We start from the raw sequence: 23,135 nt of genomic DNA on the forward strand, positions 1-23,135 counted from the left end.
ATGTGTCGATGGCCATAGCCGCGGACGCCCCCGCGCTGGCTACGCTACGCAACGGTAGACCGCAGCGCCGCCCTGCCCGTAACCCTCCACGCCCCGGGCCGGCGGCCGAGGACGCAGGGAGAGCCACCGCAATGGCCGAGGCACCGCACGACCCGCACACCACCGCCGGAAAGCTCGCCGACCTGCGCCGGCGGATCGACGAGGCGGTGCACTCCGGTTCCGCCGCGGCGGTCGAGAAGCAGCACGCGAAGGGCAAGCTGACGGCCCGCGAGCGGATCCTGGAACTGCTGGACGAGGACTCGTTCGTGGAGTTCGACGAGTTCGCCCGGCACCGCTCGACCAACTTCGGCCAGGAGAAGAACCGGCCGTACGGCGACGGCGTGGTCACCGGCTACGGCACCGTGGACGGGCGCCAGATCGCGGTGTTCGCCCAGGACTTCACGGTGTTCGGCGGCTCGCTGGGCGAGGTGTTCGGCGAGAAGATCGTCAAGGTGATGGACTTCGCGCTGAAGACCGGCTGCCCGATGATCGGCATCAACGACTCCGGCGGCGCCCGGATCCAGGAGGGCGTGGTCTCGCTCGGCCTGTACGGCGAGATCTTCCGCCGCAACGTGCACGCCTCGGGCGTGATCCCGCAGATCTCGCTGATCATGGGCCCGTGCGCGGGCGGCGCGGTGTACTCGCCGGCGGTCACCGACTTCGTGGTGATGGCCGACAAGACCTCGCACATGTTCATCACCGGCCCCGACGTGATCAAGACCGTCACCGGCGAGACCGTGGACATGGAGGAGCTGGGCGGCGCCCGCACCCACAACACCAAGTCCGGCAACGCGCACTACCTGGCCGCCGACGAGAAGGAGGCCATCGAGTACGTCAAGAGCCTCCTGTCGTACCTGCCCTCCAACAACCTGAGCGACCCGCCGGCCTACCCCGAGCAGGCCGACCTCACGATCACCGAGCAGGACCTCGAACTCGACACCATCGTCCCGGACTCGGCGAACCAGCCGTACGACATCCGGCACGTGATCGAGCGGGTGCTGGACGACGGGGACTTCCTGGAGGTCCAGCCGCTGTACGCGGGCAACATCGTGGTCGGCTTCGGCCGGGTCGAGGGCCACCCGGTGGGCGTGGTCGGCAACCAGCCGATGGACCTGGCCGGCTGCCTGGACATCGCCGCCAGCGAGAAGGCCGCCCGCTTCGTGCGCACCTGCGACGCGTTCAACATCCCGGTGCTGACCTTCGTCGACGTGCCCGGCTTCCTGCCCGGCACCGGCCAGGAGTGGGACGGCATCATCCGCCGCGGCGCGAAGCTGATCTTCGCCTACGCGGAGGCCACCGTCCCGCTGATCACCGTGATCACCCGCAAGGCGTTCGGCGGCGCGTACGACGTGATGGGCTCCAAGCACCTGGGCGCCGACCTCAACCTGGCCTGGCCGACCGCGCAGATCGCCGTGATGGGCGCGCAGGGCGCGGTCAACATCCTGCACCGGCGGGAGATCGCCGCCGCCGAGGCGGAGGGCCGGGGCGAGGAGCGCCGGGCCGAGCTGCTCGCCTCCTACGAGGACACCCTGCTCAACCCGTACCTGGCCGCCGAGCGCGGCTACGTCGACGCGGTCATCGCGCCCAGCGAGACCCGCAAGCACATCGTCCGCGGGCTGCGGGCGCTGCGCGGCAAGCGGGAGGCGCTGCCGCCGAAGAAGCACGGCAACATCCCGCTGTAGCAGAAGGGTTCACCCCGCGACATGACTCCCATTCAGGTGCTGCACGGGCAGCCGACCCCCGAGGAGCTGGCCACCGTCCTGGCGGTGGTCCAAGCCCGGGCCGCCGCCGGGGCCGCGTCGGCCTCCGCGAGCGGCCCGGCCAGCGCGTGGACCAGCCGCACTCCCCGTCCCGTCCCCGCGCACGGGCCGCACGCCTGGCGCACCAGCTTCTGGCCCCGCTGATCATGGCCGGATCGCCGACGCTCAGTCGGCGATCCGGTCCGCGCGGGTGTAGACGTTCGCGGTGCGGCCGCGCAGGAAGCCGACCAGGGTGAGGCCGAGCTCCTCGGCCAGGTCGACGGCGAGCGAGGACGGCGCGGAGACCGCCGCCAGCAGCGGCAGGCCGGCCAGCGCGGCCTTCTGGGTCAGTTCGAAGGAGGCCCGGCCGGAGACCAGCAGGACGTGCCCGCGCAGCGGGAGCAGGCCTTCGCGCAGCGCCCAGCCGACCACCTTGTCCACCGCGTTGTGCCGGCCGACGTCCTCGCGCGCGCACAGCAGGGTGCCGTCGGCGGCGAACAGCGCGGCGGCGTGCAGGCCGCCGGTGGAGTCGAAGGTGCGCTGGGCGGCGCGCAGCCGTTCCGGCAGGGCGTAGAGCACCTCAGGGTCGAGCCGCAGCGGGTCCACGGAGACGTCCCAGCGGCTGCGGGTGCGCACGGCGTCCACGGTGTCGCGTCCGCACAGGCCGCAGGCGCTGGTGGTCAGCAGGTTGCGGTGCGCGGACAGTGCGGGGCGGGCGCCGCGGACGGCCGCGTCGACCACGTTGTAGGTGTTGGCGCCGTCCTCGTCGGTGCCCGCGCAGTAGCGCAGCGCGGCGAGCTCCTCGGTGGCGCCGACCAGGCCCTCGCCGACCAGGAAGCCCGCCACCAGGTCGAAGTCGTGGCCGGGGGTGCGCATGGTGACGGTCAGCGCCTCGCCGCCGATCCGGATCTCCAGCGGCTCCTCCGCCGCCAGACTGTCGGGTCGCGCCCCGCGCTCCCCGCCGTCCAGCCGCACCACTCGCCGCCGTACCGTTGCCCGCGCCATCCGTGTCGCACCTCCGCGGGCCAGTCAACCATCCGGGGACGCGGCGCCGGTTGCTTGTCATATCCGCATTCACCTGATGAGAATGTGCATATGGATATGCACAGTGTCGTCGTCCAGGTCGGCAAGGCCGACGTCAGCGCCCATGATGTCCTCGCCGTCGCCCGGGGCGGGGCCAGGGTGGAGATCGGGCCGGACGCGCTCGCCGAGATGGCCGCCGCGCGGGCCCGGATCGACGCCCTCGCCGCCGAACCCCGCCCGGTGTACGGGGTCTCCACCGGCTTCGGCGCGCTGGCGGTGCGCCACATCAGCCCCGAACTGCGGGCCCAGCTCCAGCGCTCGCTGGTGCGCTCGCACGCCGCCGGCATGGGCCCGCTGGTGGAGACCGAGGTGGTCCGGGCGCTGATGTTCCTGCGGATGAAGACGCTGGCCTCCGGCCGCACCGGCGTCCGCCCGCTGGTCGCCCAGACCATGGCCGCCCTGCTGAACGCCGGAATCACCCCTGCGGTACGGGAGTTCGGCTCGCTCGGCTGCTCCGGCGACCTCGCCCCGCTCTCGCACTGCGCACTCGTCCTGATGGGCGAGGGCACCGCGTTCGGCCCCGACGGCGTCGAGAAGGACGCCGCCGAACTGCTCGCCGCCGCCGGCATCGAACCCGTCGAACTGCTGGAGAAGGAGGGCCTGGCCCTCATCAACGGCACCGACGGCATGCTCGGCATGCTGGTGATGGCCCTCGCCGACCTCCAGCGCCTGTACACCACCGCCGACATCACCGCCGCGATGACGCTGGAGGCGCTGCTCGGCACCGACAAGGTGCTCGCCCCCGAACTGCACGCCCCGATCCGCCCGCACCCCGGCCAGGCCGCCGCCGCCGCCAACATGCTGGCCGTGCTGCGCGGTTCCGGCCTCACCGGCCACCACCAGGACGACGCGCCGCGGGTCCAGGACGCCTACTCGATCCGCTGCGCCCCGCAGGTGGCCGGCGCCGGCCGCGACACCCTGGCGCACGCCGCGCTGGTCGCCGACCGCGAACTCGCCGCGTCCGTCGACAACCCGGTGGTGCTGCCCGACGGCCGGGTCGAGTCCAACGGCAACTTCCACGGCGCGCCCGTCGCCTACGTGCTGGACTTCCTGGCGATCGCCGCCGCGGACCTCGCCTCGATCTCCGAGCGCCGCACCGACCGGCTGCTCGACAAGGCCCGCTCGCACGGCCTGCCCGCGTTCCTCGCCGACGACCCAGGCGTGGACTCCGGTCTGATGATCGCCCAGTACACCCAGGCCGCGCTGGTCAGCGAGAACAAGCGGCTCGCGGTGCCCGCCTCGGTGGACTCCATCCCGTCCTCGGCGATGCAGGAGGACCACGTCTCGATGGGCTGGTCCGCGGCCCGCAAGCTGCGCCAGGCGGTGGCCAACCTCGGCCGCGTGCTGGCCGTCGAACTCGTCGCCTCCGCACGGGCGTTGGAGATACGGGAACAGGCCGCCGAGGAGACCGGGGTGCTCGCCCCGGCGACCGCCGCCGCGGTCGCCGCCGCCCGCGCGGCCGGCGTCGGCGGGCCCGGCCGGGACCGCTTCCTCTCCCCGGACCTGGAGGCCGCCGCCGAGCTGGTCGCCTCCGGCACACTGATCGGGGCCGTGGAGCAGGTGACCGGCCCGCTCGCCTAAGGGCCTGTCCGGCCCTAAGGGCACGACACAGGACGGGCGCGCCGGACTACTGTCCGAACGCGCCCGTCCCGCTTGGCGAAACGCCATTGCCCACCTGTCGGGACTGCGCCACAGTCGTCCCACCGCCGAAGCCACCGGCGAACGTCCAACCGAATGTGGAGGTACCCGAACATGCCCGCCCTTGACGAGACCGGAACGACCACCGGGCCCTCCGCCCGGCTGCTCCAGCTCTTCGAGGGCCACCGGCTGACCCCCACTCAGCGGCGGATCGCCCACTCACTGGTCCGGCACGCCACCGAGGCGCCGTTCCTGTCCAGCGTCGAGGTCGCCGAACTCGCCGGCGTCAGCCAGCCGTCCGTCACCCGGTTCGCCGTCGCGCTCGGCTACGACGGCTACCCGGCGCTGCGCAAGCAGCTGCGCGAACTCGGCGTCGGCGAGGCCGCCGCCCCCGAGAGCCACCACGACGTGGTCCGCAACGAGCACCAGCAGGCCGTGCTCGCCGAGATCGAACACCTGCGGAACCTGGCCGAGTTGCTCGCCGACCCCGCGCCGATCGTCCGCGCCGCCCGGATCCTGGCCGCCTCCCGCCCACTGCCGGTGCTCGGCCTGCGCGCCGCCTCCGCCCAGGCCGGCGGCTTCTCCTACTTCGCCGCCAAGGTCCACCCAGACATCCGGCTGATCGACGAGGGCGGCTCGATGCTCGCCGACCGCCTCGAACAGGCCGTCGCCGCCGGAGCCACCGCCCTGCTCTGCTTCGCGCTGCCCCGCTACCCGCGCGAACTGATGGACGCCCTCACCGTCGCCCGCGAGTGCGGACTGACCGTCCTGACCGTCGCCGACTCCGCGTTCGCCCCCGTCGCCAAACTCTCCGACGTGATGCTGCCCGCCGCCGTCGGCACCGGCCTGGTCTTCGACACCGCCTGCGCCCCGATGATGCTCGGCCGGGTCCTGCTCCAGGCGATGTGCGACGAGATCCCCGGCGCGGAGGCCCGGCTGGAAGCCATCGAACAGTCGGCGACGGCCCGTCAACTGTTCCTGGAATGACACCGCCTGTTCCCCCAATGACACCCCTGCACCGGGTTGACGACCGGCCGTGAACGGGCATCTTCCCGGTAGGGACTCGACAGGGACGAAGACAGCTTTGGACGGGGGAAGTCCAATGCCACCACCGATCCACCAGATGAGACTCACCGGACGGCTCGGCTCCGGCGCCGACGAATGGTCCTGCCCGCAGTGCGGCCGCCGCATCGCGCTGCGCCGCCCGCCGCACCCCGAACTCACCGTGCTCGACCCGGGCGACGAGGAAGCCATCCACATCGGCGTCCTCGAACCCGGCGACCCGGCCGCCGACGAGGCCGCCGCCCGCTACGGCGTCGGCCCCGTCCAGTACATCCCGCGCCCACCGTCCCGCCCCGGCGAGAACGACGAGACCCGCCCCGACGAGCCGACGCCCCAGCCGGACGCCGAGGACCGCCGCTGGCTCGCCGAGATCGGCATCGACTGGGGCGGCGACGAAGCGGCCTGACGACGCAATGGCTACTTCGGCGCGGAGAAGAGCCGAAGTGCCAGCGCGGTGCGGAGTTCGCTCGCGGTCTCGGCGATTCGCCGGTGCGCTGCGATCTTCTCGGTGACGGCGGACATGATTTCGGCGGCCTCCCGTTGTTCGTCCAACCCGGGGAGCGGAACCGGGAGGTCGGCAAGGTCACGGCTGGTGATGCTCGGAATGCCGCTCCCGCGGTGGACCCGCCGCAGGATCCAGTCCTGAGCTGCCGGACTGCTCAGGTAGTGCGCCAGGTACGTGGGATCGACGCCGGACCCGGGCCGGATCCGGAACAGGGTGTCGCTGTGCAGCCAGTCGACCTGATGCGGCGTCACCGCAGCGCACGCACCCGGGCGCCCGGTCCGGACGCACAGGATGTCGCCGGCCGCCAGCCGGTAGCGGGCGAGCCCGGCCGCGTCGGCGTCGGGGACACGGAGGCCGGGTTCCTCGGAGAGCTCGCCGCCGTTGACGTCGGGCGGGCGCAGCACCGGAATCCCGCCGACCGTCCCGTCCGGGTGCGGCGTCTGCCGTCTTGCGAATCCCGGCTGGAGTTCGGCGAGATCTGCGAGGCGGACCCAAGCCGGACCGGTCATCGCATCCATCCCTTCAGGGCTTCGGTGAGTCTTCGATCGGCCAGCGCGGCTCGGTGCTCAAGGTCGCTGAGTCGTTGCCGGATCTCATCGACTTCGGCCGACGGCTGTCGGGGGCTGGGGTCCAGATACCTGGCCGGCACCAACTGGTAGTCGGCGGAGCGGAGTTCGTCGGTGGTGGGGCATGCGCTGATCTCGCTGAGCGCGCCGTCGGTGTGCCACGCGAGGTAGGCCGCCGCGATGGCGGTCACGGCGGGTGCGGCCAAGCGGCGGCCCCTGGGCGTACGCGTGCCGAGCTCCGTGGCGTCGATCATCAGCACGCCGCGCCGTTCGGCCCGGTGTGGCGGGCGCAGGATCCAGATCATCACCGGAATCGAGGTGGCGGCGAACAGCCCGCCCGGCAGCGAGACGAGACATTCGATCGCGCCGGACTCCACCAGCGCGGCCCTGATGTCCCGCTCTCGACCCGAGCGGAAGGCCGCGCCGTGAGGCATGACGACGGCTCCCCGCCCGCCGTCGGCGAGCGACAGGACCACGTGCTGGATCCATGCCAGATCGAGGTTGTGGGCGGGGGGCGGCCCGAACGGCCAGCGGCGGTCGGTGACGTAGGTGGACGCAGGAGCCTTCATGCTGAACGGTGGATTCGCGAGCACCAGGTCGTACCGGCCAGGCGCGGCCGGTTCGGGGAACCCGGGCCGGAGGTCCACCGTGGCCCGCACCGAATGAACGGCCAGGTTGAGGCTGCTCGACCTGGCGTTATCGGCCCGCATGGTCGTGCCGCGGACGGTCGCGCCGGGCGCGAGCATCGGGGCTGCGTCGACCAGTAGTTCGCCGGATCGGCAGTAGGGGTCGTAGAGGCTGCCAGGCCTAGCCCCTTGGGAGAGGACGGCGAGCATCGCTGCGCGTACCGAAGGGGGAGTGAGGATGTCCGCGGCGCGAGGGCCCTGGCGGGTGGCCGCGGCGTCCAGCAGGGCGTCGTAGGCGGCGGCCACCTCCTGCGGAGGCGAAAGCCGGTCGATGATCCGGATCGCCTCGCCCAGCGCGATCCCGGAACTTTGATCGCGCAGGAGAGGGTGCCGGTGCGGATCACCGCCGGCTTCGGCGATCTTCCGTGCGACGGTGGAGACGGCCGGCGGAAACTCCAGGGCGATGTCCTGCCACTCCGTGGGCCTTGTGCGCAGCAGCAGCAGTTCCTGGAGCAGCGCCTGATGGTCGGGGTTCCATCCGCTGCCGAGGAGCGAGGCCCCGGCCTTGCCCAGCAGCTCGTCCACGACCCGCCGGACCTTGCCGGGGTCGATCGGGGCGCGCCCGAGGACGGTGGCGAACCGGTCGCCGTACGTGGTGCCGTGCGTCTCACCGGGCCGGAGGCCGTTGCGGGGGACGACCCGGCGGGAGAGCCACGTGTGGATCTCCCCGGCGTGGAACAGTTCCTCGTCCCCGACCCGGACCGGCTCGGGGTAGTCGGGGTGTCGGCGCTGCCAGTTCGTGACTGCGGGGCGCTCGACTCCGGCCCGGGTGGCGATCTCCGAGCGGGACAGCAGCTCGCCGTTCCAGGTACCGGCGTTCATGTCGCCTCCTTGGCGTTCAGAGGGTGATCAGAGTCGCCGGTTCAGAACCGGGGCGGGCGCCGGCCCGCGCACGCCTGCGCGCGCATGCGCAGGATCTCGGGAACCCGGTCCATCGCCCGGGACTCGGCCGCCATGGCCGGGCTGAGGTACTCGAGCAGCTCGTAGATCTTCGCGTGATCGGCCTCCAACCGCCGGTGGTGGATCGGTTCGTGGTGCCCGATCCGGTTGCGGAACAGCCGCATCGACTCGAAGTTCCGGTGGAGTTCTCGGCGCGGCCCGGAGTAGTGCGGAAAGGCGCGGTGAAGGATCGGGACCCACAGGCGTCGGTCGTAGCAGTCGCCGGCACTGAGCAGAGAGACCCAGAAGCCGAAGGAGAGCTCGGCCATCACACCATCGGCGGTGAGGACGCGGTCTCGTCGGCGCTCGCGCTTGCGCCGGGCGTCTTCGACCAGCTTCCGGCCGTGGTCGTCGAGCGCTGCGACCGCCCACCAGTCGGCGCGACCGAAAGCGGTCGTCAACCGGTCGTGGAGCGCGTTGCGCAGCGTGAGTTCCAGACAGTGCAGAGGCCCGAGGAAGGCGCCGGAGACCTCGGCGTTCCACCAGTAGAGCAGTCGTGCGGAGACCTTGTCCCGCTCGGCGGCCGCCCGGTAGGGTGCGAGCCGCTGTTCCGAGAGCGCCTCGCACATCCAGCCCGGCAGTGCGTCCGTCACGTCCGTGTCTCCTCCGGTCCGATTCCTGTTGCGGCTCCGTTGCCGGCTGCTACCCTGGCCAGGTAAGCCCCGGGTCCGCCTCTGCTGAGCATGCCGCCCGGGGCACTGTCATGTCCGGGCAGCGCTCGGCCGTGGGCGGCCCGACGCTGTGGTGGCGACCCGCAGCGGCTGACGCTCCATCAGTTCACCGCGACTGTAGGGCAGTACGTCCCTGCGCTGCAAGCGCATTGCCGTGCGCTCAAATCCGTTAACCCCTGTTCGTGGCGGCGGCAATCGTCGACCCGAAGGCGCAGACTGGAAGCGGCGCACCGTTCGGGTGCGGTGGCGGGTGATGGTCATGTATTGGCACCACGGGTACTACCACCACGGCGGTTGGTCGTGGGTGCTGCCCGGGATCACGTTCATGCTGTTCGGGCTGCTGGTGATCGTCGTGCTGGCCGCGCTGTGGCGGGCGTCCTCGACGCGGCGGACGGGCGGGCGGTCGGACGGGCCGCAGTGGGGGAGCCCGCCGCAGAGCCCGCCGCAGAGCCAGGTCCCGGAGGCGGAGCGGCTGTTGGCCGAACGGCTGGCCAGGGGCGAGATCGAGGTGGAGGAGTACCGGCACCGGCTGGCGGCCCTGCGGGGCGAGAACAGCCCGCCGAGTGGGCCGGGGGATCAGCCGGGGGATCAGGGGAAGAGCTGAAACGGGTGCCGACGCGGGCGCTCGAAACTCTGGTCAGCCCGATGTTGTTTGGATATATTCACTCTGCTTGATCGTGAATGAATCCATCCGCAAGGAGGCTGGTCCATGGCAGAGCAGGCGAGCGGCCCGCGCGAGGTTCGCGCGGCGCGGGGCACCGGGCTGAGCACGCAGGGCTGGCAGCAGGAAGCCGCCCTGCGGATGCTGATGAACAACCTCGACCCGGAGGTCGCCGAGCACCCGTCCAAGCTGGTGGTCTACGGCGGCACCGGAAAGGCCGCCCGCGACTGGCGTTCCTTCGACGCCATGGTGAAGACCCTGCAGGGCCTCAAGCAGGACGAGACCATGCTGGTCCAGTCGGGCCGGCCGGTCGGCGTCATGCAGACCCACGAGTGGGCGCCCCGGGTGCTGATCGCCAACTCCAACCTGGTCGGCGACTGGGCGAACTGGGAGGAGTTCCGCCGCCTGGAGTCGCTCGGCCTCACCATGTACGGCCAGATGACCGCCGGTTCGTGGATCTACATCGGCACCCAGGGCATCCTCCAGGGCACCTACGAGACCTTCGCGGCCGTCGCCAACAAGCGCTTCGGCGGGACGCTGGAAGGCACCATCACCCTCACCGCCGGCCTCGGCGGCATGGGCGGCGCCCAGCCGCTCGCCGTCACCATGAACGGCGGCGTGGCGATCTGCATCGACTGCGACCCGTCCCGGATCTCCCGCCGGATCGAGCACCGCTACCTCGACGTCGAGGCATCGAGCCTCGACCACGCGCTGCAGCTCGCCACCGAGGCCCGCGACAAGCGGCAGCCGCTCTCCATCGGCCTGCTCGGCAACGCCGCCGACCTGCTGCCGCAGCTGCTCGCGATGGACGCCCCGATCGACATCGTCACCGACCAGACCAGCGCCCACGACCCGCTGGCCTACCTGCCGACCGGCGTCGACTTCGAGGACATGGCGACCTACGCGGCCGAGAAGCCCGCCGAGTTCACCCAGCGTGCCCGCGAGTCGATGGCCCGGCACGTGGAGGCCATGGTCGGCTTCCAGGACCGCGGCGCGGAGGTCTTCGACTACGGCAACTCGATCCGCGGCGAAGCCCAGCTCGCCGGTTACGACCGGGCGTTCGCGTTCCCCGGCTTCGTCCCCGCGTACATCCGGCCGCTGTTCTGCGAGGGCAAGGGCCCGTTCCGCTGGGCCGCGCTGTCCGGCGACCCGAAGGACATCCACAAGACCGACAAGGCCGTCCTCGACCTGTTCCCGGAGAACGAGTCGCTGCACCGCTGGATCAAGATGGCCCAGGAGAAGGTGCACTTCCAGGGCCTGCCCGCGCGGATCTGCTGGCTCGGCTACGGCGAACGCGACAAGGCCGGCGAACGGTTCAACGACATGGTGGCGTCCGGCGAGCTGTCCGCCCCGATCGTGATCGGCCGCGACCACCTGGACTGCGGCTCCGTCGCCTCCCCCTACCGGGAGACCGAGGCGATGCTCGACGGCTCCGACGCGATCGCCGACTGGCCGCTGCTCAACGCCATGGTCAACGTCGCCTCCGGCGCGTCCTGGGTGTCCATCCACCACGGCGGCGGCGTCGGCATCGGCCGCTCCATCCACGCCGGTCAGGTCACCGTCGCCGACGGCACCGCGCTGGCCGGCGAGAAGATCCGCCGCGTCCTCACCAACGACCCCGGCATGGGCGTCATCCGGCACGTGGACGCCGGCTACGACCGGGCCTCGGAAGTTGCTCAGGAGCGGGGCGTCCGCGTCCCGATGGCCGAGCTGTGACCGAGGGCTTCGACGCGATGTGGGCGGAGCTGCTCCCCGTGGGCCGCTCCGCCTCCTCCGGCGGCTACCGCCGGTACGCCTGGAACTCCGCCGACGCCGAATGCCGGTCCTGGTTCGAGGAGCAGGCCCGCGCCCGCGGCCTGCACTACGAGATGGACCGCAACGGCAACCAGTGGGCCTGGCTCGGCGACCCGACCGCCGGGAACGCCGTCGTCACCGGCTCGCACCTGGACTCCGTCCCCGACGGCGGCGCCTACGACGGCCCGCTCGGCGTGATCTCCTCGTTCGCCGCACTCGACGAACTCCGCTCGCGCGGCACCGAGTTGACCCGCCCGCTGGCGATCACCAACTTCGGCGACGAGGAGGGCGCCCGGTTCGGCGTCGCCTGCGTGGGCAGCCGGCTCGCCACCGGCGTCCTCGACCGGGACGCCGCCTACCGGCTGCGCGACGCCGACGGAGTGTGGCTGCCCGACGCGATGCTCAAGGCCGGCCACGACCCGGCGCAGATCGGCCCCGACCCCGAACTGCTCGGCCGGATCGGCGCGTTCGTCGAACTCCACATCGAACAGGGCCGGTGGCTGACGGACGAACAGCCGGTCGGCGTGGCCAGCGCGATCTGGCCGCACGGCCGTTGGCGGTTCGACTTCCACGGCGAGGCCAACCACGCCGGCACCACCCGGCTCGCCGACCGCCGCGACCCGATGCTCACCTACGCCACCACCGTCCTCGGCGCCCGCAAGAAGGCCCGCCTCGCCGGGGCGCTCGCCACCTTCGGCAAGGTCGCCGTCGAACCCAACGGCACCAACGCCATCGCCTCACTCGTCCGCGGCTGGCTCGACTCGCGGGCAGCCGACGAGGCGACGCTCGGTGAACTCGTCGACGCCATCGAGAAGTTGGCGGTCGAACGCGGCGAACGCGACGGCGTCCGGGTCACCCTCACCCGCGAATCCTTCACCCCCGTCGTCGACTTCGACGGCCCGCTCCGCGACCACCTGGCCGGGCTGCTGCACGCCCCCGTGCTGCCCACCGGAGCGGGACACGACGCCGGAATCCTGGCGTCCACCGTCCCGACCGCCATGCTGTTCGTACGGAACCCCACCGGCGTCTCGCACTCCCCGGCCGAACACGCCGAGCAGGCCGACTGCCACGCGGGCGTCGCCGCCCTCGCCGACGTACTGGAGGACCTCGCATGCCGCCCGTCGTGACGTACTGGGCCGAACACGCCTGGCTGCCGCACGCCGACGGCCACGCGGTCCGACGCGACGTACTGATCGCCGTCGGCCCCGGCGGGCGGATCGCCAAGGTCACCCCCGAGAGCGGGCCCTGCCCCGCCGGGGCGGTCCGGCTGGCCGGACTCGCCCTGCCCGGGCAGGCGAACGCGCACTCGCACGCCTTCCACCGGGCACTGCGGTCCAGCGTGCAGGTCGGATCGGGGACGTTCTGGACCTGGCGCGACACCATGTACCGGGTCGCCTCCGCGCTCGACCCCGACACCTACCTGGCGCTCGCCACCGCCACCTACGCCGAGATGGCGCTGGCCGGCATCACCGCCGTCGGCGAGTTCCACTACCTGCACCACGCGCCCGGCGGCGTCCGGTACGACAACCCGAACGCGATGGGCGAGGCGCTGATCGAGGCCGCGCAACGGGCCGGCATCCGGATCACCCTGCTCGACACCTGCTACCTGTCCTCCGGCTTCGGCGCCGAACCCACCGAGACCCAACTCCGGTTCTCCGACGGCGACGCCGACGCCTGGGCTTCCCGGGTCTCGTCGCTGACCGGCGCGGAACACGCCCGGATCGGCGCCGCGGTGCACTCCGTGCGGGCCGTCCCCGCCGAACAGCTCGGCACCGTCGCGCACTTCTCCGCGATGCGAAAGGCCCCGCTGCACGTCCACCTCTCCGAACAGACCGCCGAGAACGACGCCTGCCTCGCCGCGCACGGCGTCACCCCCACCCGGCTGCTCGCCGACCACGGCGTCCTCGGACCGCGCACCTCGGCCGTCCACGCGACGCACCTGACCGAGGAGGACATCCGCCTCCTCTCCGACAGCACCACCACCATCTGCATGTGCCCCACCACCGAACGGGACCTCGCCGACGGCATCGGCCCCGCCAAGCGGCTGGCCGCCGCGGGCTGCCCGATCAGCCTCGGCTCCGACAGCCACGCCGTCATCGACCCGTTCGAAGAGGCCCGCGCGCTGGAACTCGACGAACGGCTGCGCACCCGGACCCGTGGTCACTGGACGGCGAACGCGCTGCTCCGGGCCGGCACGGCGGACGGGCACGCCTCGCTGGGCTGGTCCGAGGCCGGGCGGCTGGAGGCGGGCGCGCTGGCCGACTTCTGCGTGGTCGCGCTGGACAGTGTGCGGACGGCGGGCGCGCCCCCGGAACTGGGTGCGGAGATCGCGGTGTTCGCGGCGAGTGCGGCGGACGTGCGGCACCTGGTGGTGGGCGGGCGGCACATCGTCAAGGACGGGGTGCACCAGCTTGTGCCGGACGTTGCCGGGGAGCTGGCCGACGCTGTGGACGCACTGCGGTAACGAAACCCCCTGAGGCGCGACCTCACCGACGTTCACCTTCCGCCTCGCGCAGTTCCCCGCGCCCCTGACGGGGCGCGGGGGTTGAGTGGGGCCGGAACACCACTTGAGGACAACGACCTTCATGAGTCTGCTGATCAACAACATCGGTTCACTGGTGACCAACGACCCGGAGCTCGGGGACAGGCCGCTCGGGCTGCTGGCCGACGCCGCCGTGGTCATCGAGGGCGATCGGGTGGTGTGGGTGGGTCGGACCGGCGATGCCCCCGCCGCGGACGAGAGCTTCGACGCCGCCGGGCGGGCGTTGCTGCCCGGGTTCGTGGACAGTCACTCGCACCTGGTGTTCGCCGGGGACCGCACCGCGGAGTTCAACGCGCGGATGTCGGGCCGTCCGTACTCGGCCGGGGGGATCCGGACCACGGTGGCGGCGACCAGGGCCGCGTCCGATGCCGAGCTGAACGCGAACCTGACCCGCTACCTGTCGGAGATGTTGCGGCAGGGCACCACGACGGTGGAGGTGAAGTCGGGGTACGGGCTGAGCACCGTCGACGAGGCGCGGTCGCTCCGGATCGCGGCGGGGCACACGCAGGAGACGACGTACCTCGGGGCGCACGTGGTGGGCCCCGAGTTCGCGGAGGACCCGGCGGGGTACGTCGAGCTGGTGACGGGGGAGATGCTGGAGGCGTGCGCCCCGTTCGCGCGGTGGGTGGACGTGTTCTGCGAGCGCGGGGCGTTCGACGGCGACCAGGCGCGGGCGGTGCTGACGGCGGGGATGGCGAAGGGGCTGCGGCCGCGGATCCACGCCAACCAGCTGAGCTTCGGCCCGGGCGTGCAGCTCGCGGTGGAGCTGGGCGCGGCGTCCGCCGACCACTGCACGCACCTGACCGACCAGGACGTGGCGGCGCTGGCCGACGGCGACACGGTGGCCACCCTGCTGCCGGGCGCGGAGTTCTCCACCCGGGCGCCCTACCCGGACGCCCGGCGGCTGCTGGACGCCGGGGTGCGGGTCGCGCTGTCCACGGACTGCAACCCGGGCTCCAGCTTCACCAGCTCGATGCCGTTCTGCCTGGCCGTCGCGGTGCGCGAGATGGGCATGACCCCCGACGAGGCGGTGCACGCCGCCACCGCGGGCGGGGCGCTGGCGCTGCGCCGCACCGACGTGGGCCGGGTCTCCCCGGGTGCCCGGGCGGACCTGCTGCTGCTGGACGCGCCGTCGCACGTGCACCTTGCGTACCGTCCGGGCGTCCCGTTGACCGCCGCCGTCTGGCAGGGCGGGGTCCGGAAGGTTTAGCCGGCGGCTCCAAGGGCGGTGGCCGCCGCGAGGCGGGTCGCCGGGTGTCAGCGGCGGGGACGCTTCTTCGCCGCCGGCTCGTCCAGGTCCAGGGTGGTGAGTGCCGTGGACGCGGGGATCCCGGTGCCGGCCGAGGCCGCCAGCCGCGTCCTGACCTCGCGAGGGGTACGGGGCCGCCAGCCGGGGCCGTCGCAGCAGGACGAGTGGAAGGTGACTCCGGCGTTCAGCAGCGCGGTGAGCGCGCGCCAGCCGGCGGTGTCGCGGCGGGCCGGCACGGCGAGGTCGTGGCCTGCGTCGATCAGCTCGCCCCGGCACCGCGGGCAGTGGTGCACTCGCCGAGGCTCCGACCTCTTCTTGCAGGAGGCCCGGCAGGCCAGGCAGACGAAGTGCCGGCTCGAACTGATTCGACGGAAGCACATCTGCGCATCGTAGGGTTCCGCCGCCGCGGGCGGAACACCGAATCGCCCCCCAGCTCCCAAGGGCTGGGGGGCGATCCGACAGCGATCGGCCGGACAGGCCTAGCGAACGTCGCCCATCAGCTTGCCGACCCGGCCGCGGGCGGCGAACAGGCCGACGCCGGCGGCGATGGCCAGCAGGCCCTGGGCGGCGAAGTACCAGGTGGAGCCGACCACGCTGTCGCCCAGCGCCAGCTGGGCCACGGCGGCCACGCAGTCGCCGGCGGTGACCGCGAGGAACCAGATGCCCATCATCTGGCTGGCGTACTTGGCGGGCGCCAGCTTGGTGGTGACGGACAGGCCGACGGGGGAGAGGGTGAGCTCGCCGGTGGTCTGGATCAGGTAGACCATGGCCAGCCACAGCGGGGTGACCTTGGCGCCGCCGCCGGCCGCCGCCATCGCCAGCATCATCACCAGGAACGACACGCCGATCATCAGCAGGCCGAAGGCGAACTTGGAGGTGGTGGAGGGGTTGCGGTTGCGGCGGGCGGCGGCGTTCCACAGCCAGGCGAACACCGGGGCGAGCGCCATGATGTACAGCGGGTTCAGCGACTGGAACCAGCTGGACGGGAACGAGAAGCCGAACAGGCTGCCGGCGGTGTTGCGGTCGGCGAACACGCTGAGCGTCGAACCGGACTGGTCGTAGATCATCCAGAACACCGCGGCGGCGGCGAAGAACCACAGGTAGCCGCTCATCCGCGAGCGCTCCTGGCCGGTCAGGTCGGGGTCGCGGCGGATCCGGCTGAAGACCAGGACGGGGACGGCGATGCCGGCCAGCGAGAGCGGCCAGATCGCCCAGGCGACGCTGAAGTTGCCGGTGCCGACGACCACGCCGTAGAACACCGCGGCGGCGGCCAGCCACAGGCCGGCCTTGCGCAGCACGTTGCGGCGCTCGTCGGGGGTGATCGGGGCGCTGACCACGTTGGAGCGCGGGCTGAGGTGGCGGGTGCCCAGCAGGTACTGGATCAGGCCGAGGGCCATGCCGACGCCGGCCATCGCGAAGCCCAGGTGCCAGTTGATCTTCTGGCCGACGGTGCCGATGGCCAGCGGCGCGAGGAAGGCACCGAGGTTGATGCCCATGTAGAAGATCGTGAAGCCGCCGTCCCGGCGCGGGTCGTTGGGCCCGTCGTAGAGGTGGCCGACCATGGTCGAGATGTTGGCCTTCAGCAGGCCGGAGCCGACCGCGATGAAGACCAGGCCGGCGAAGAACGACGCCGAGGCGGGCACGGCGAGCAGGAAGTGGCCGACCATGATGATCGCGCCGCCGAGGGCGACGGTGCGCCTGGCGCCGAGCAGCCGGTCGGCGATCCAGCCGCCGGGCAGCGCGAGCAGGTAGACCATCGCGTTGTACACGGAGTAGACCGCGGTGGCGGTGGCGACCTGCATCTCCAGGCCGCCGTCGGCCGCCTTGGCGGACATGTAGACCACCAGCAGAGCGCGCATGCCGTAGAAGCTGAAGCGCTCCCACGTCTCCGTCATGAAGAGGGTGGCGAGGCCGCGGGGGTGGCCGAGGAAGGTCCGTCCGTTACCGGGGGAGGTCCCTACCTCTGACTCCAGGGTGCTCGAAGCCATGCTGTTTCCTTGCCTGTCTTGCTCGGGTTCTCCACCACTGTAAGTCGCGAGTTCGGTTGACTGCGGAGCGTGAATGGTATTCAGAAGGTAAAGCGGAGTGTCATTGCACTGCGCCTTTCGATGCTCAGGCAGGAGAATTGCCTGCGATGACAAGGCTCGTGCGAAGAATGTCCATGTAAGCGCAGTTGTTGCGGAAGATGCCCGCAAACGCAAATCGATCACGCCCTGTGACAGTGTTCACAGCGGTCAAGTAGGGCGCGTCACAACCCCCGAAGACCCCCTGATCAGGCGTGCCCGAGCGGTCTACCATCGCCCCTATGACCTGTGTGCTGCTGGCCGAGGACGACCCGGCAATCTCCGAACCGCTGGCCCGCGCCCTGCGCCGCGAGGGCTACGAGGTGCTCGTCCGCGAGGACGGACCGGCCGCCCTGGGCGCCGGCCTCAGCGAGGACGTCGACCTGATCGTGCTGGACCTCGGGCTTCCCGAGATGGACGGCCTGGAGGTGTGCCGGCGGCTGCGTGCCGACGGCAAGAGCTTCCCGGTCCTGGTGCTCACCGCCCGCGCGGACGAGGTGGACACCGTCGTCGGCCTGGACGCCGGCGCCGACGACTACGTCACCAAGCCGTTCCGGCTGGCCGAACTGCTCGCCCGGGTCCGCGCCCTGCTCCGGCGCGGCAACGTCGACCAGCTCACCACCGGCGCGCACGGCGTGAAGATCGACATCGAGTCGCACCGCGCCTGGCTCGGCGAGGAGGAACTCACCCTCTCCGCCAAGGAGTTCGAGCTGCTGCGGGTGCTGGTGCGGGACGCCGGACGAGTGGTCACCCGCGAGGAGATCATGCGCCAGGTCTGGGACACCACCTGGTGGACCTCCACCAAGACCCTGGACATGCACATCTCCTGGCTGCGCAAGAAGCTCGGCGACGACGCCGCCAACCCGCGCTACATCGCCACCGTGCGCGGCGTCGGCTTCCGTTTCGAGAAGAACTGAAGGTCCACCCGGCGTGAAGCGCAGGATGATCAACTCACTGCTGGGCGTCGTCCTGGTGGTGGTCGCGGTGTTCTGCGTGCCGCTGGCCCTGATCGAGAAGCAGTCCATCACCAACGCCGCCAACGACCGGGTGGACGCGGTGTCGGTCCGGGTGCTCGGTCTGGTGGAGAGCCGGCTCGTCGCCAACGAGCCGGTCACCGGTGAGAAGTTCGCCGCCGTGGTGACCGAGAACTTCTACGTCACCGTGGACATCCCCGGACAGCCGCAGATCGTCCTCGGCCGCCCGGTCGAGGGGCCGGCGCTGACCGCCACCGAGTCCGGGGCCAGCGGTGAGACCGTCACCGTCGCGCAGTCCCGCGCCGCGCTCGACCACGAGATCGGCAACATGCTGCTGCTGCTCGGCGTGGTCGCGCTGCTGGCCGTGCAGGCCGCCGTGGCGCTCGCCGTCTGGCAGGCCAAGCGGCTGGCCCGCCCGCTCACCGACCTCGCCGAGACCGCCGAACGGCTCGGCTCCGGCGACCCCCGGCCGCAGGGCCGCCGCTACGGCGTGCCCGAACTCGACCGGATCGCCGAGGTGCTGGACACCAGCGCGGAACGCATCGCGCGGATGCTCACCGCCGAACGCCGGCTCGCCGCCGACGCCTCCCACCAGCTGCGCACCCCGCTCACCGCGCTCTCCATGCGGCTGGAGGAGATCACCGCGCTCGCCGAGGACCCGGACACCGTCCGCGAGGAGGCCACCATCGGCCTCCAGCAGGTCGAACGGCTCACCGACGTGGTGCAGCGGCTGCTCACCAACCAGCGCGACCCCAACAGCCCCACCGCGGTGAGCTTCTGCCTGGACGAGGTCATCAAGCAGCAGGTCGAGGAGTGGGCCCCGACGCTGCGCGACAGCGGACGCCGGCTGGTCGTCGAGGGCCTGCGTGACGTCGAGGTGATCGGCACCCCCGGCACCGTCTCCCAGGTGCTGGCCACCCTGATCGAGAACTCGCTGATGCACGGTGCCGGCACCATCACCCTGCGGGCCCGCCGCTCCGGCAGCTCGGTGGTCGCCGAGGTGCAGGACGAGGGGCCGGGCGTCCCCAGGGAACTCGGCAACCGGGTCTTCGAACGGGCCGTCAGCGGCCGCAACTCCACCGGGATCGGACTGGCCGTCGCCCGCGACCTCGCGGAAGCCGACGGCGGCCGCCTCGAACTGCTGTCGCTGCGGCCGCCGGTGTTCGCACTGTTCCTCGCCTACGCGGGCGAGTGACACGAGGTCAGTTGGCCAGCGAGCGGCTGTCCTCGGCGGCCAGCAGCAGCTCGGCCTCCTGCACCACCTCGGGGTCCTCCAGCTCCGGCATCGCCTTGAACACCCAGGTGCGGTAGGAGACGAAGCGGAACACGGTGCCCGCGGCCAGGCCGAGCACGTTCTTCGCGATCACCTGGCTGAAGTGCGACTGGAAGCCGAGCACGTGCACCGAGAATGCCAGGATGCCGTTCTCGATCAGCAGGCCGATGCCGCTGAACAGCAGGAACAGCGTGATCTCCCGCTTGCGGGAGGCGGCGTCGCGGTCCTTGTAGAGCCAGAAGCGATAGCCCAGATAGTTGGTGCCGATCGCCACCGCGCCGGAGATCACACCGGCCGCCGAGTAGATCAGGCCGCTGGCCTGGAGACAGGCGGTGAAGACCACCAGGTTCACCAGGAAACCGACGCCGCCGATCACGGCGAAGCCGACCGCCTCCAGCGACAGACCGCGCAGTCGCTGGGACAACGAAGGACGCGATTCTGTGGTGCTCGTCATCCGGGCGGCTCCGTATGCTTCACATGATCGGATAAGTAGTGGTGTCGTCGATCCGGCCCACCAGGCTACCCGCCCCTTCCGAGTGCTCCGTACCACGCCCGGTGCGTACGCCCCACCCGCACGCCGGTGTTGGGGCTTTGACCGGCCCAGATATCCTGGAGCGCGTGACTGTAGCGGGCAATGCGAACTTTCCAGTGGTCGGAGTCATCGGCGGCGGGCAGCTCGCCCGCATGATGCACCAGGCGGGTATACCGCTGGGCATCCGCTTCAAACTCCTCGCCGACACCCCCCAGGAGTCGGCCGCGCAGGTGGTCGGTACCACCGTGCTCGGCGACTACCGCGACCTCGACGTGCTGCGGGCCTTCGCCGCCGACTGCGACGTCATCACCTTCGACCACGAGCACGTGCCCACCGAGCACCTGCGTGCCCTGCAGGCCGAGGGCGTCGCCGTCCGCCCCGGGCCGGACGCGCTGGTCAACGCCCAGGACAAGGGCGTCATGCGGGCCAAGCTCGACTCCATCGGCGTCCCCTGCCCCCGGCACCGGATCGTCGCCGACCCGGCCGACGTCACCGCGTTCGCCGCGGAGGGCGTGGGCTACCCCGTCGTCCTGAAGACCGTGCGCGGCGGCTACGACGGCAAGGGCGTCTGGGTCGTCAAGGACGAGGCCGAGGCCGCGGCCCCGTTCCTGGCCGGCGTGCCCGTGCTCGCCGAGGAGAAGGTCGACTTCGTCCGCGAACTCGCCGCCAACGTGGTGCGCTCGCCCAGCGGCCAGGCCGTCGCCTACCCAGTGGTCGAGTCGGTGCAGGAGAACGGCATCTGCGCCGAAGTCACCGCCCCCGCACCCGGCCTGGACCCGGCGCTCTCCGACGAGGCCCAGCAGCTCGCCCTCCGGATCGCCGGCGAACTCGACATCACCGGCCACCTCGCGGTCGAACTCTTCCAGACCCGCGACGGCCGCATCCTGGTCAACGAACTCGCCATGCGCCCGCACAACTCCGGCCACTGGACCCAGGACGGCGCCGTCACCTCCCAGTTCGAGAACCACCTCCGGGCCGTCCTCGACCTCCCCCTCGGAGACCCCCGCCCCCGCGCCAAGTGGACCGTCATGGTCAACGTCCTCGGCGGCGACTACCCCGACATGTACCACGCCTTCCTGCACTGCATGGCCCGCGACCCCGGCCTCAAGATCCACATGTACGGAAAGGACGTGAAGCCCGGCCGCAAGGTCGGCCACGTCAACGTCTTCGGGGACGACCTCGAAGACGTCCGCGAGCGCGCCCGCCACGCGGCCGCCTACCTGCGAGGAACGATCACCGATTGACCTTCCCCTCCTCCTCGGAGGGGGTCCCTCAGCCTCGCGACCGAGCCGCCGCGCGTGAGCGCGGCGGTGGGACGACTTCCTGCTTCATCGACGACTGCCCGCCCGGAGTGCTCCGTTGAGGTCTTACGCCGTCTCCACAGGCTGCTGCCGCCAGCCCGGCGGCCAGGATGTTGCGTGCCGCGTTGATGTCCCGGTCGTGGACCGCGCCGCAGCCGCACTCCCAGTCGCGGACGGTCAGGGGCATGGTGTCGCGGATGGTTCCGCACGCGCCGCACAGCTTGGAGCTGGGGAACCACCGGTCGACGGTGATCAGCTCACGGCCGTACCAGACGCACTTGTACGTCAATATGGCCCGCAACTCGCTCCAGGAACAGTCCGCGACAGCGCGGGACAGCTTCCGGTTCCTGAGCAGACTGCGGACCGTCAGGTCCTCGATCACGACCGCTTGGTTCTCGCGGACGAGCCGAGTGGTGAGCTTGTGCAGGTGGTCCCGGCGCCGGTCGGCGATTCGCGCGTGGACGCGGGCGACCTTGCGCCGGGCCTTCTCCCAGTTCGCCGATCCCTGAGCTTTGCGCGCGAGGGCTCGCTGGGCCCTGGCCAGGCGTTCCCGGTCGGCACGTTCGTGCTTCGGGTTGGGGATCTTCTCGCCGGTGGAGAGCGTCACCAGGGAAGTGACGCCGACATCGAGCCCCACAGCCGAGTCCAGCACGGGCAGTGGCCGGATGCCCGGGTCGTCGCACAGCATCGACACGAACCACCGTCCCGCCGCGTCCCGCGAGACGGTCACCGTGGACGGGGTGGCGCCCCCGGGCAGTGGCCGCGACCAGACGATGTCGAGCGGTTCGGCCATCTTTGCCAGTGTCAGCAGTCCGTCCCGGTAGCGGAATGCGGAGCGGGTGTACTCGGCGCTGTCACGGGATCGCTTCTTCGATTTGAATCGGGGGTGTTTCGCCCGCCTCTGCCAGAAGTTGGTGAACGCTGTCTGCAAGTGCCGCAGGGCCTGCTGCAAGGGCACGGAGGAGACCTCGGCGAGGAACGACAGCTCCTCGGTCCGTTTCCACGCCGTCAGCATCGCCGACGTCGCGCCGTAGCCCACCCGCTCGCCGCGTGCCGTCCAGGCCTCGGAACGGGCCGCCAGCGCCCGGTTGTAGACGAGGCGCACGCATCCGAACGTGCGCAACAGCTCGGCCGCCTGCGCATCGGTCGGGCGGAAGCGGAACCTGAAGGCCCGCTTGACGTGAACGGCACTCACAGCCCACACGCTAGAACCTGCCACTGACACTGCGTCGGATGGCGACTTTGCTCCCGGCCGAAACCGGGGCATCCATGAAAGGATTGTCATGACTCAGTCCCCCCTTGTCGGCATCGTGATGGGCTCCGACTCCGACTGGCCCGTGATGGAGGCCGCCGCGCAGGCGCTCGACGAGTTCGAGGTGCCGTACGAGGTGGACGTGGTGTCCGCGCACCGGATGCCGCGCGAGATGGTCGCGTACGGGGAGCAGGCGCACGGGCGCGGGCTGAAGGCGATCATCGCCGGGGCCGGCGGCGCGGCGCACCTGCCGGGGATGCTGGCGTCGGTGACGCCGCTGCCGGTGATCGGGGTGCCGGTGCCGCTGCGGTACCTGGACGGGATGGACAGCCTGCTGTCGATCGTGCAGATGCCGGCCGGCGTGCCGGTGGCGACGGTCTCGGTGGCGGGGGCGCGCAACGCGGGCCTGCTCGCGGTGCGGATGCTGGCCGCGTTCGACGCCGAACTGGCGGAGAAGATGGTCGAGTTCCAGGCCGAGCTGAACAGCCAGGCGACCGAGAAGGGGCGCAAGCTTCGGGCCAAGGTCGCGGGGAACGAGTCCTTCGGCTTCGGCAAGTAGTAGAACG

Annotated in this window: 22 protein-coding genes; 14 read left to right on the plus strand and 8 right to left on the minus strand. The window is 71.5% G+C overall.

What is annotated here, in order from left to right:
* The first annotated feature begins 131 nt into the window (after positions 1–131).
* Positions 132–1,721 (plus strand): acyl-CoA carboxylase subunit beta, encoded by a 1,590-nt coding sequence (locus tag ACIHEI_RS15455; RefSeq protein WP_387644835.1) that lies wholly within the window; start codon positions 132–134, stop codon positions 1,719–1,721.
* A gap of 21 nt (positions 1,722–1,742) precedes the next feature.
* On the plus strand, positions 1,743–1,943 hold the full coding sequence (locus ACIHEI_RS15460; RefSeq protein WP_396606930.1) for an acyl-CoA carboxylase subunit epsilon: 201 nt from the start codon (positions 1,743–1,745) through the stop codon (positions 1,941–1,943).
* A gap of 21 nt (positions 1,944–1,964) precedes the next feature.
* On the opposite strand, the gene fdhD is transcribed toward ACIHEI_RS15460, so the two are convergent.
* Entirely contained in the window at positions 1,965–2,783 is an 819-nt protein-coding gene (gene fdhD, locus ACIHEI_RS15465) for a formate dehydrogenase accessory sulfurtransferase FdhD (RefSeq protein WP_396606931.1), read from the minus strand.
* A 96-nt stretch (positions 2,784–2,879) separates the two neighbouring features.
* Between fdhD and hutH the strand changes: the two genes are divergently transcribed.
* The 3 genes from hutH (at position 2,880) to ACIHEI_RS15480 (ending at position 5,967) form a co-directional block, all read left to right on the plus strand.
* The gene (gene hutH / locus ACIHEI_RS15470; RefSeq protein WP_396606970.1) at positions 2,880–4,442 is read left to right on the plus strand and encodes a histidine ammonia-lyase; all 1,563 of its coding nucleotides are present in this window, start codon (positions 2,880–2,882) and stop codon (positions 4,440–4,442) included.
* Between the two features lie 171 nt (positions 4,443–4,613).
* Positions 4,614–5,486, plus strand: coding sequence for a MurR/RpiR family transcriptional regulator (locus ACIHEI_RS15475; RefSeq protein ID WP_387644843.1), 873 nt, complete (start codon positions 4,614–4,616; stop codon positions 5,484–5,486).
* Between the two features lie 136 nt (positions 5,487–5,622).
* Entirely contained in the window at positions 5,623–5,967 is a 345-nt protein-coding gene (locus tag ACIHEI_RS15480) for a hypothetical protein (RefSeq protein WP_392954654.1), read from the plus strand.
* Between the two features lie 11 nt (positions 5,968–5,978).
* Here ACIHEI_RS15480 and ACIHEI_RS15485 read toward each other — a convergent pair whose 3' ends face one another.
* The 3 genes from ACIHEI_RS15485 to ACIHEI_RS15495 are packed head-to-tail and all read right to left on the minus strand — an operon-like array spanning position 5,979 to position 8,850.
* On the minus strand, positions 5,979–6,575 hold the full coding sequence (locus ACIHEI_RS15485) for a restriction endonuclease subunit S (protein WP_396606932.1): 597 nt from the start codon (positions 6,573–6,575) through the stop codon (positions 5,979–5,981).
* Positions 6,572–8,140: an N-6 DNA methylase gene (locus ACIHEI_RS15490; protein ID WP_396606933.1), complete on the minus strand. Its 1,569-nt coding sequence runs from the start codon at positions 8,138–8,140 to the stop codon at positions 6,572–6,574. The genes ACIHEI_RS15485 and ACIHEI_RS15490 overlap by 4 nt, the downstream gene beginning before the upstream one ends.
* Positions 8,141–8,181: 41 nt before the next feature.
* Entirely contained in the window at positions 8,182–8,850 is a 669-nt protein-coding gene (locus ACIHEI_RS15495) for a hypothetical protein (RefSeq protein WP_396606934.1), read from the minus strand.
* 337 nt (positions 8,851–9,187) lie between these two features.
* On the opposite strand from ACIHEI_RS15495, the gene ACIHEI_RS15500 reads away from it, so the two are divergent.
* The 5 genes from ACIHEI_RS15500 (at position 9,188) to hutI (ending at position 15,135) form a co-directional block, all read left to right on the plus strand.
* Positions 9,188–9,532 (plus strand): SHOCT domain-containing protein, encoded by a 345-nt coding sequence (locus ACIHEI_RS15500; RefSeq protein WP_392954650.1) that lies wholly within the window; start codon positions 9,188–9,190, stop codon positions 9,530–9,532.
* 105 nt (positions 9,533–9,637) lie between these two features.
* On the plus strand, positions 9,638–11,305 hold the full coding sequence (gene hutU, locus ACIHEI_RS15505) for a urocanate hydratase (RefSeq protein ID WP_396606935.1): 1,668 nt from the start codon (positions 9,638–9,640) through the stop codon (positions 11,303–11,305).
* A gap of 17 nt (positions 11,306–11,322) precedes the next feature.
* Positions 11,323–12,510, plus strand: coding sequence for an allantoate amidohydrolase (locus ACIHEI_RS15510; protein ID WP_392954755.1), 1,188 nt, complete (start codon positions 11,323–11,325; stop codon positions 12,508–12,510).
* Positions 12,495–13,847 (plus strand): formimidoylglutamate deiminase, encoded by a 1,353-nt coding sequence (locus tag ACIHEI_RS15515; RefSeq protein WP_396606936.1) that lies wholly within the window; start codon positions 12,495–12,497, stop codon positions 13,845–13,847. Before ACIHEI_RS15510 ends, ACIHEI_RS15515 begins: the two co-directional genes overlap by 16 nt.
* 121 nt (positions 13,848–13,968) lie before the next feature.
* Entirely contained in the window at positions 13,969–15,135 is a 1,167-nt protein-coding gene (gene hutI, locus ACIHEI_RS15520; protein ID WP_396606937.1) for an imidazolonepropionase, read from the plus strand.
* A gap of 47 nt (positions 15,136–15,182) precedes the next feature.
* On the opposite strand, the gene ACIHEI_RS15525 is transcribed toward hutI, so the two are convergent.
* Together ACIHEI_RS15525 and ACIHEI_RS15530 are read right to left on the minus strand one after the other, a co-directional pair.
* The gene (locus ACIHEI_RS15525) at positions 15,183–15,554 is read right to left on the minus strand and encodes a hypothetical protein (RefSeq protein WP_387644862.1); all 372 of its coding nucleotides are present in this window, start codon (positions 15,552–15,554) and stop codon (positions 15,183–15,185) included.
* A gap of 99 nt (positions 15,555–15,653) precedes the next feature.
* On the minus strand, positions 15,654–17,162 hold the full coding sequence (locus ACIHEI_RS15530) for a peptide MFS transporter (RefSeq protein WP_396606938.1): 1,509 nt from the start codon (positions 17,160–17,162) through the stop codon (positions 15,654–15,656).
* A 317-nt stretch (positions 17,163–17,479) separates the two neighbouring features.
* Here ACIHEI_RS15530 and ACIHEI_RS15535 point away from each other — a divergent pair, with 317 nt between their 5' ends.
* Together ACIHEI_RS15535 and ACIHEI_RS15540 are read left to right on the plus strand one after the other, a co-directional pair.
* Complete coding sequence (locus ACIHEI_RS15535) at positions 17,480–18,154, plus strand: response regulator transcription factor (protein ID WP_014136090.1); 675 nt, start codon at positions 17,480–17,482, stop codon at positions 18,152–18,154.
* 13 nt (positions 18,155–18,167) lie between these two features.
* Complete coding sequence (locus tag ACIHEI_RS15540; RefSeq protein ID WP_387644867.1) at positions 18,168–19,406, plus strand: ATP-binding protein; 1,239 nt, start codon at positions 18,168–18,170, stop codon at positions 19,404–19,406.
* Between the two features lie 7 nt (positions 19,407–19,413).
* Here the strand turns inward: ACIHEI_RS15540 and ACIHEI_RS15545 are convergent, their stop codons facing one another.
* Positions 19,414–19,938, minus strand: a complete 525-nt coding sequence (locus tag ACIHEI_RS15545; protein WP_392954637.1) for a GtrA family protein — start codon at positions 19,936–19,938, stop codon at positions 19,414–19,416.
* A gap of 164 nt (positions 19,939–20,102) precedes the next feature.
* Here ACIHEI_RS15545 and ACIHEI_RS15550 point away from each other — a divergent pair, with 164 nt between their 5' ends.
* Complete coding sequence (locus ACIHEI_RS15550) at positions 20,103–21,260, plus strand: 5-(carboxyamino)imidazole ribonucleotide synthase (protein ID WP_396606939.1); 1,158 nt, start codon at positions 20,103–20,105, stop codon at positions 21,258–21,260.
* Positions 21,261–21,288: 28 nt separating this feature from the next.
* Here ACIHEI_RS15550 and ACIHEI_RS15555 read toward each other — a convergent pair whose 3' ends face one another.
* Positions 21,289–22,512 (minus strand): RNA-guided endonuclease InsQ/TnpB family protein, encoded by a 1,224-nt coding sequence (locus tag ACIHEI_RS15555; RefSeq protein WP_396606940.1) that lies wholly within the window; start codon positions 22,510–22,512, stop codon positions 21,289–21,291.
* A gap of 88 nt (positions 22,513–22,600) precedes the next feature.
* Between ACIHEI_RS15555 and purE the strand changes: the two genes are divergently transcribed.
* Positions 22,601–23,128 carry a 5-(carboxyamino)imidazole ribonucleotide mutase gene (gene purE / locus ACIHEI_RS15560; RefSeq protein ID WP_392954631.1) on the plus strand — a complete coding sequence of 176 codons (528 nt, stop codon included), beginning with the start codon at positions 22,601–22,603 and terminating at the stop codon, positions 23,126–23,128.
* The last annotated feature ends 7 nt before the right edge of the window (positions 23,129–23,135 follow it).

It is taken from the genome of Kitasatospora sp. NPDC051984, assembly GCF_044593455.1.
Lineage (GTDB): Bacteria > Actinomycetota > Actinomycetes > Streptomycetales > Streptomycetaceae > Kitasatospora.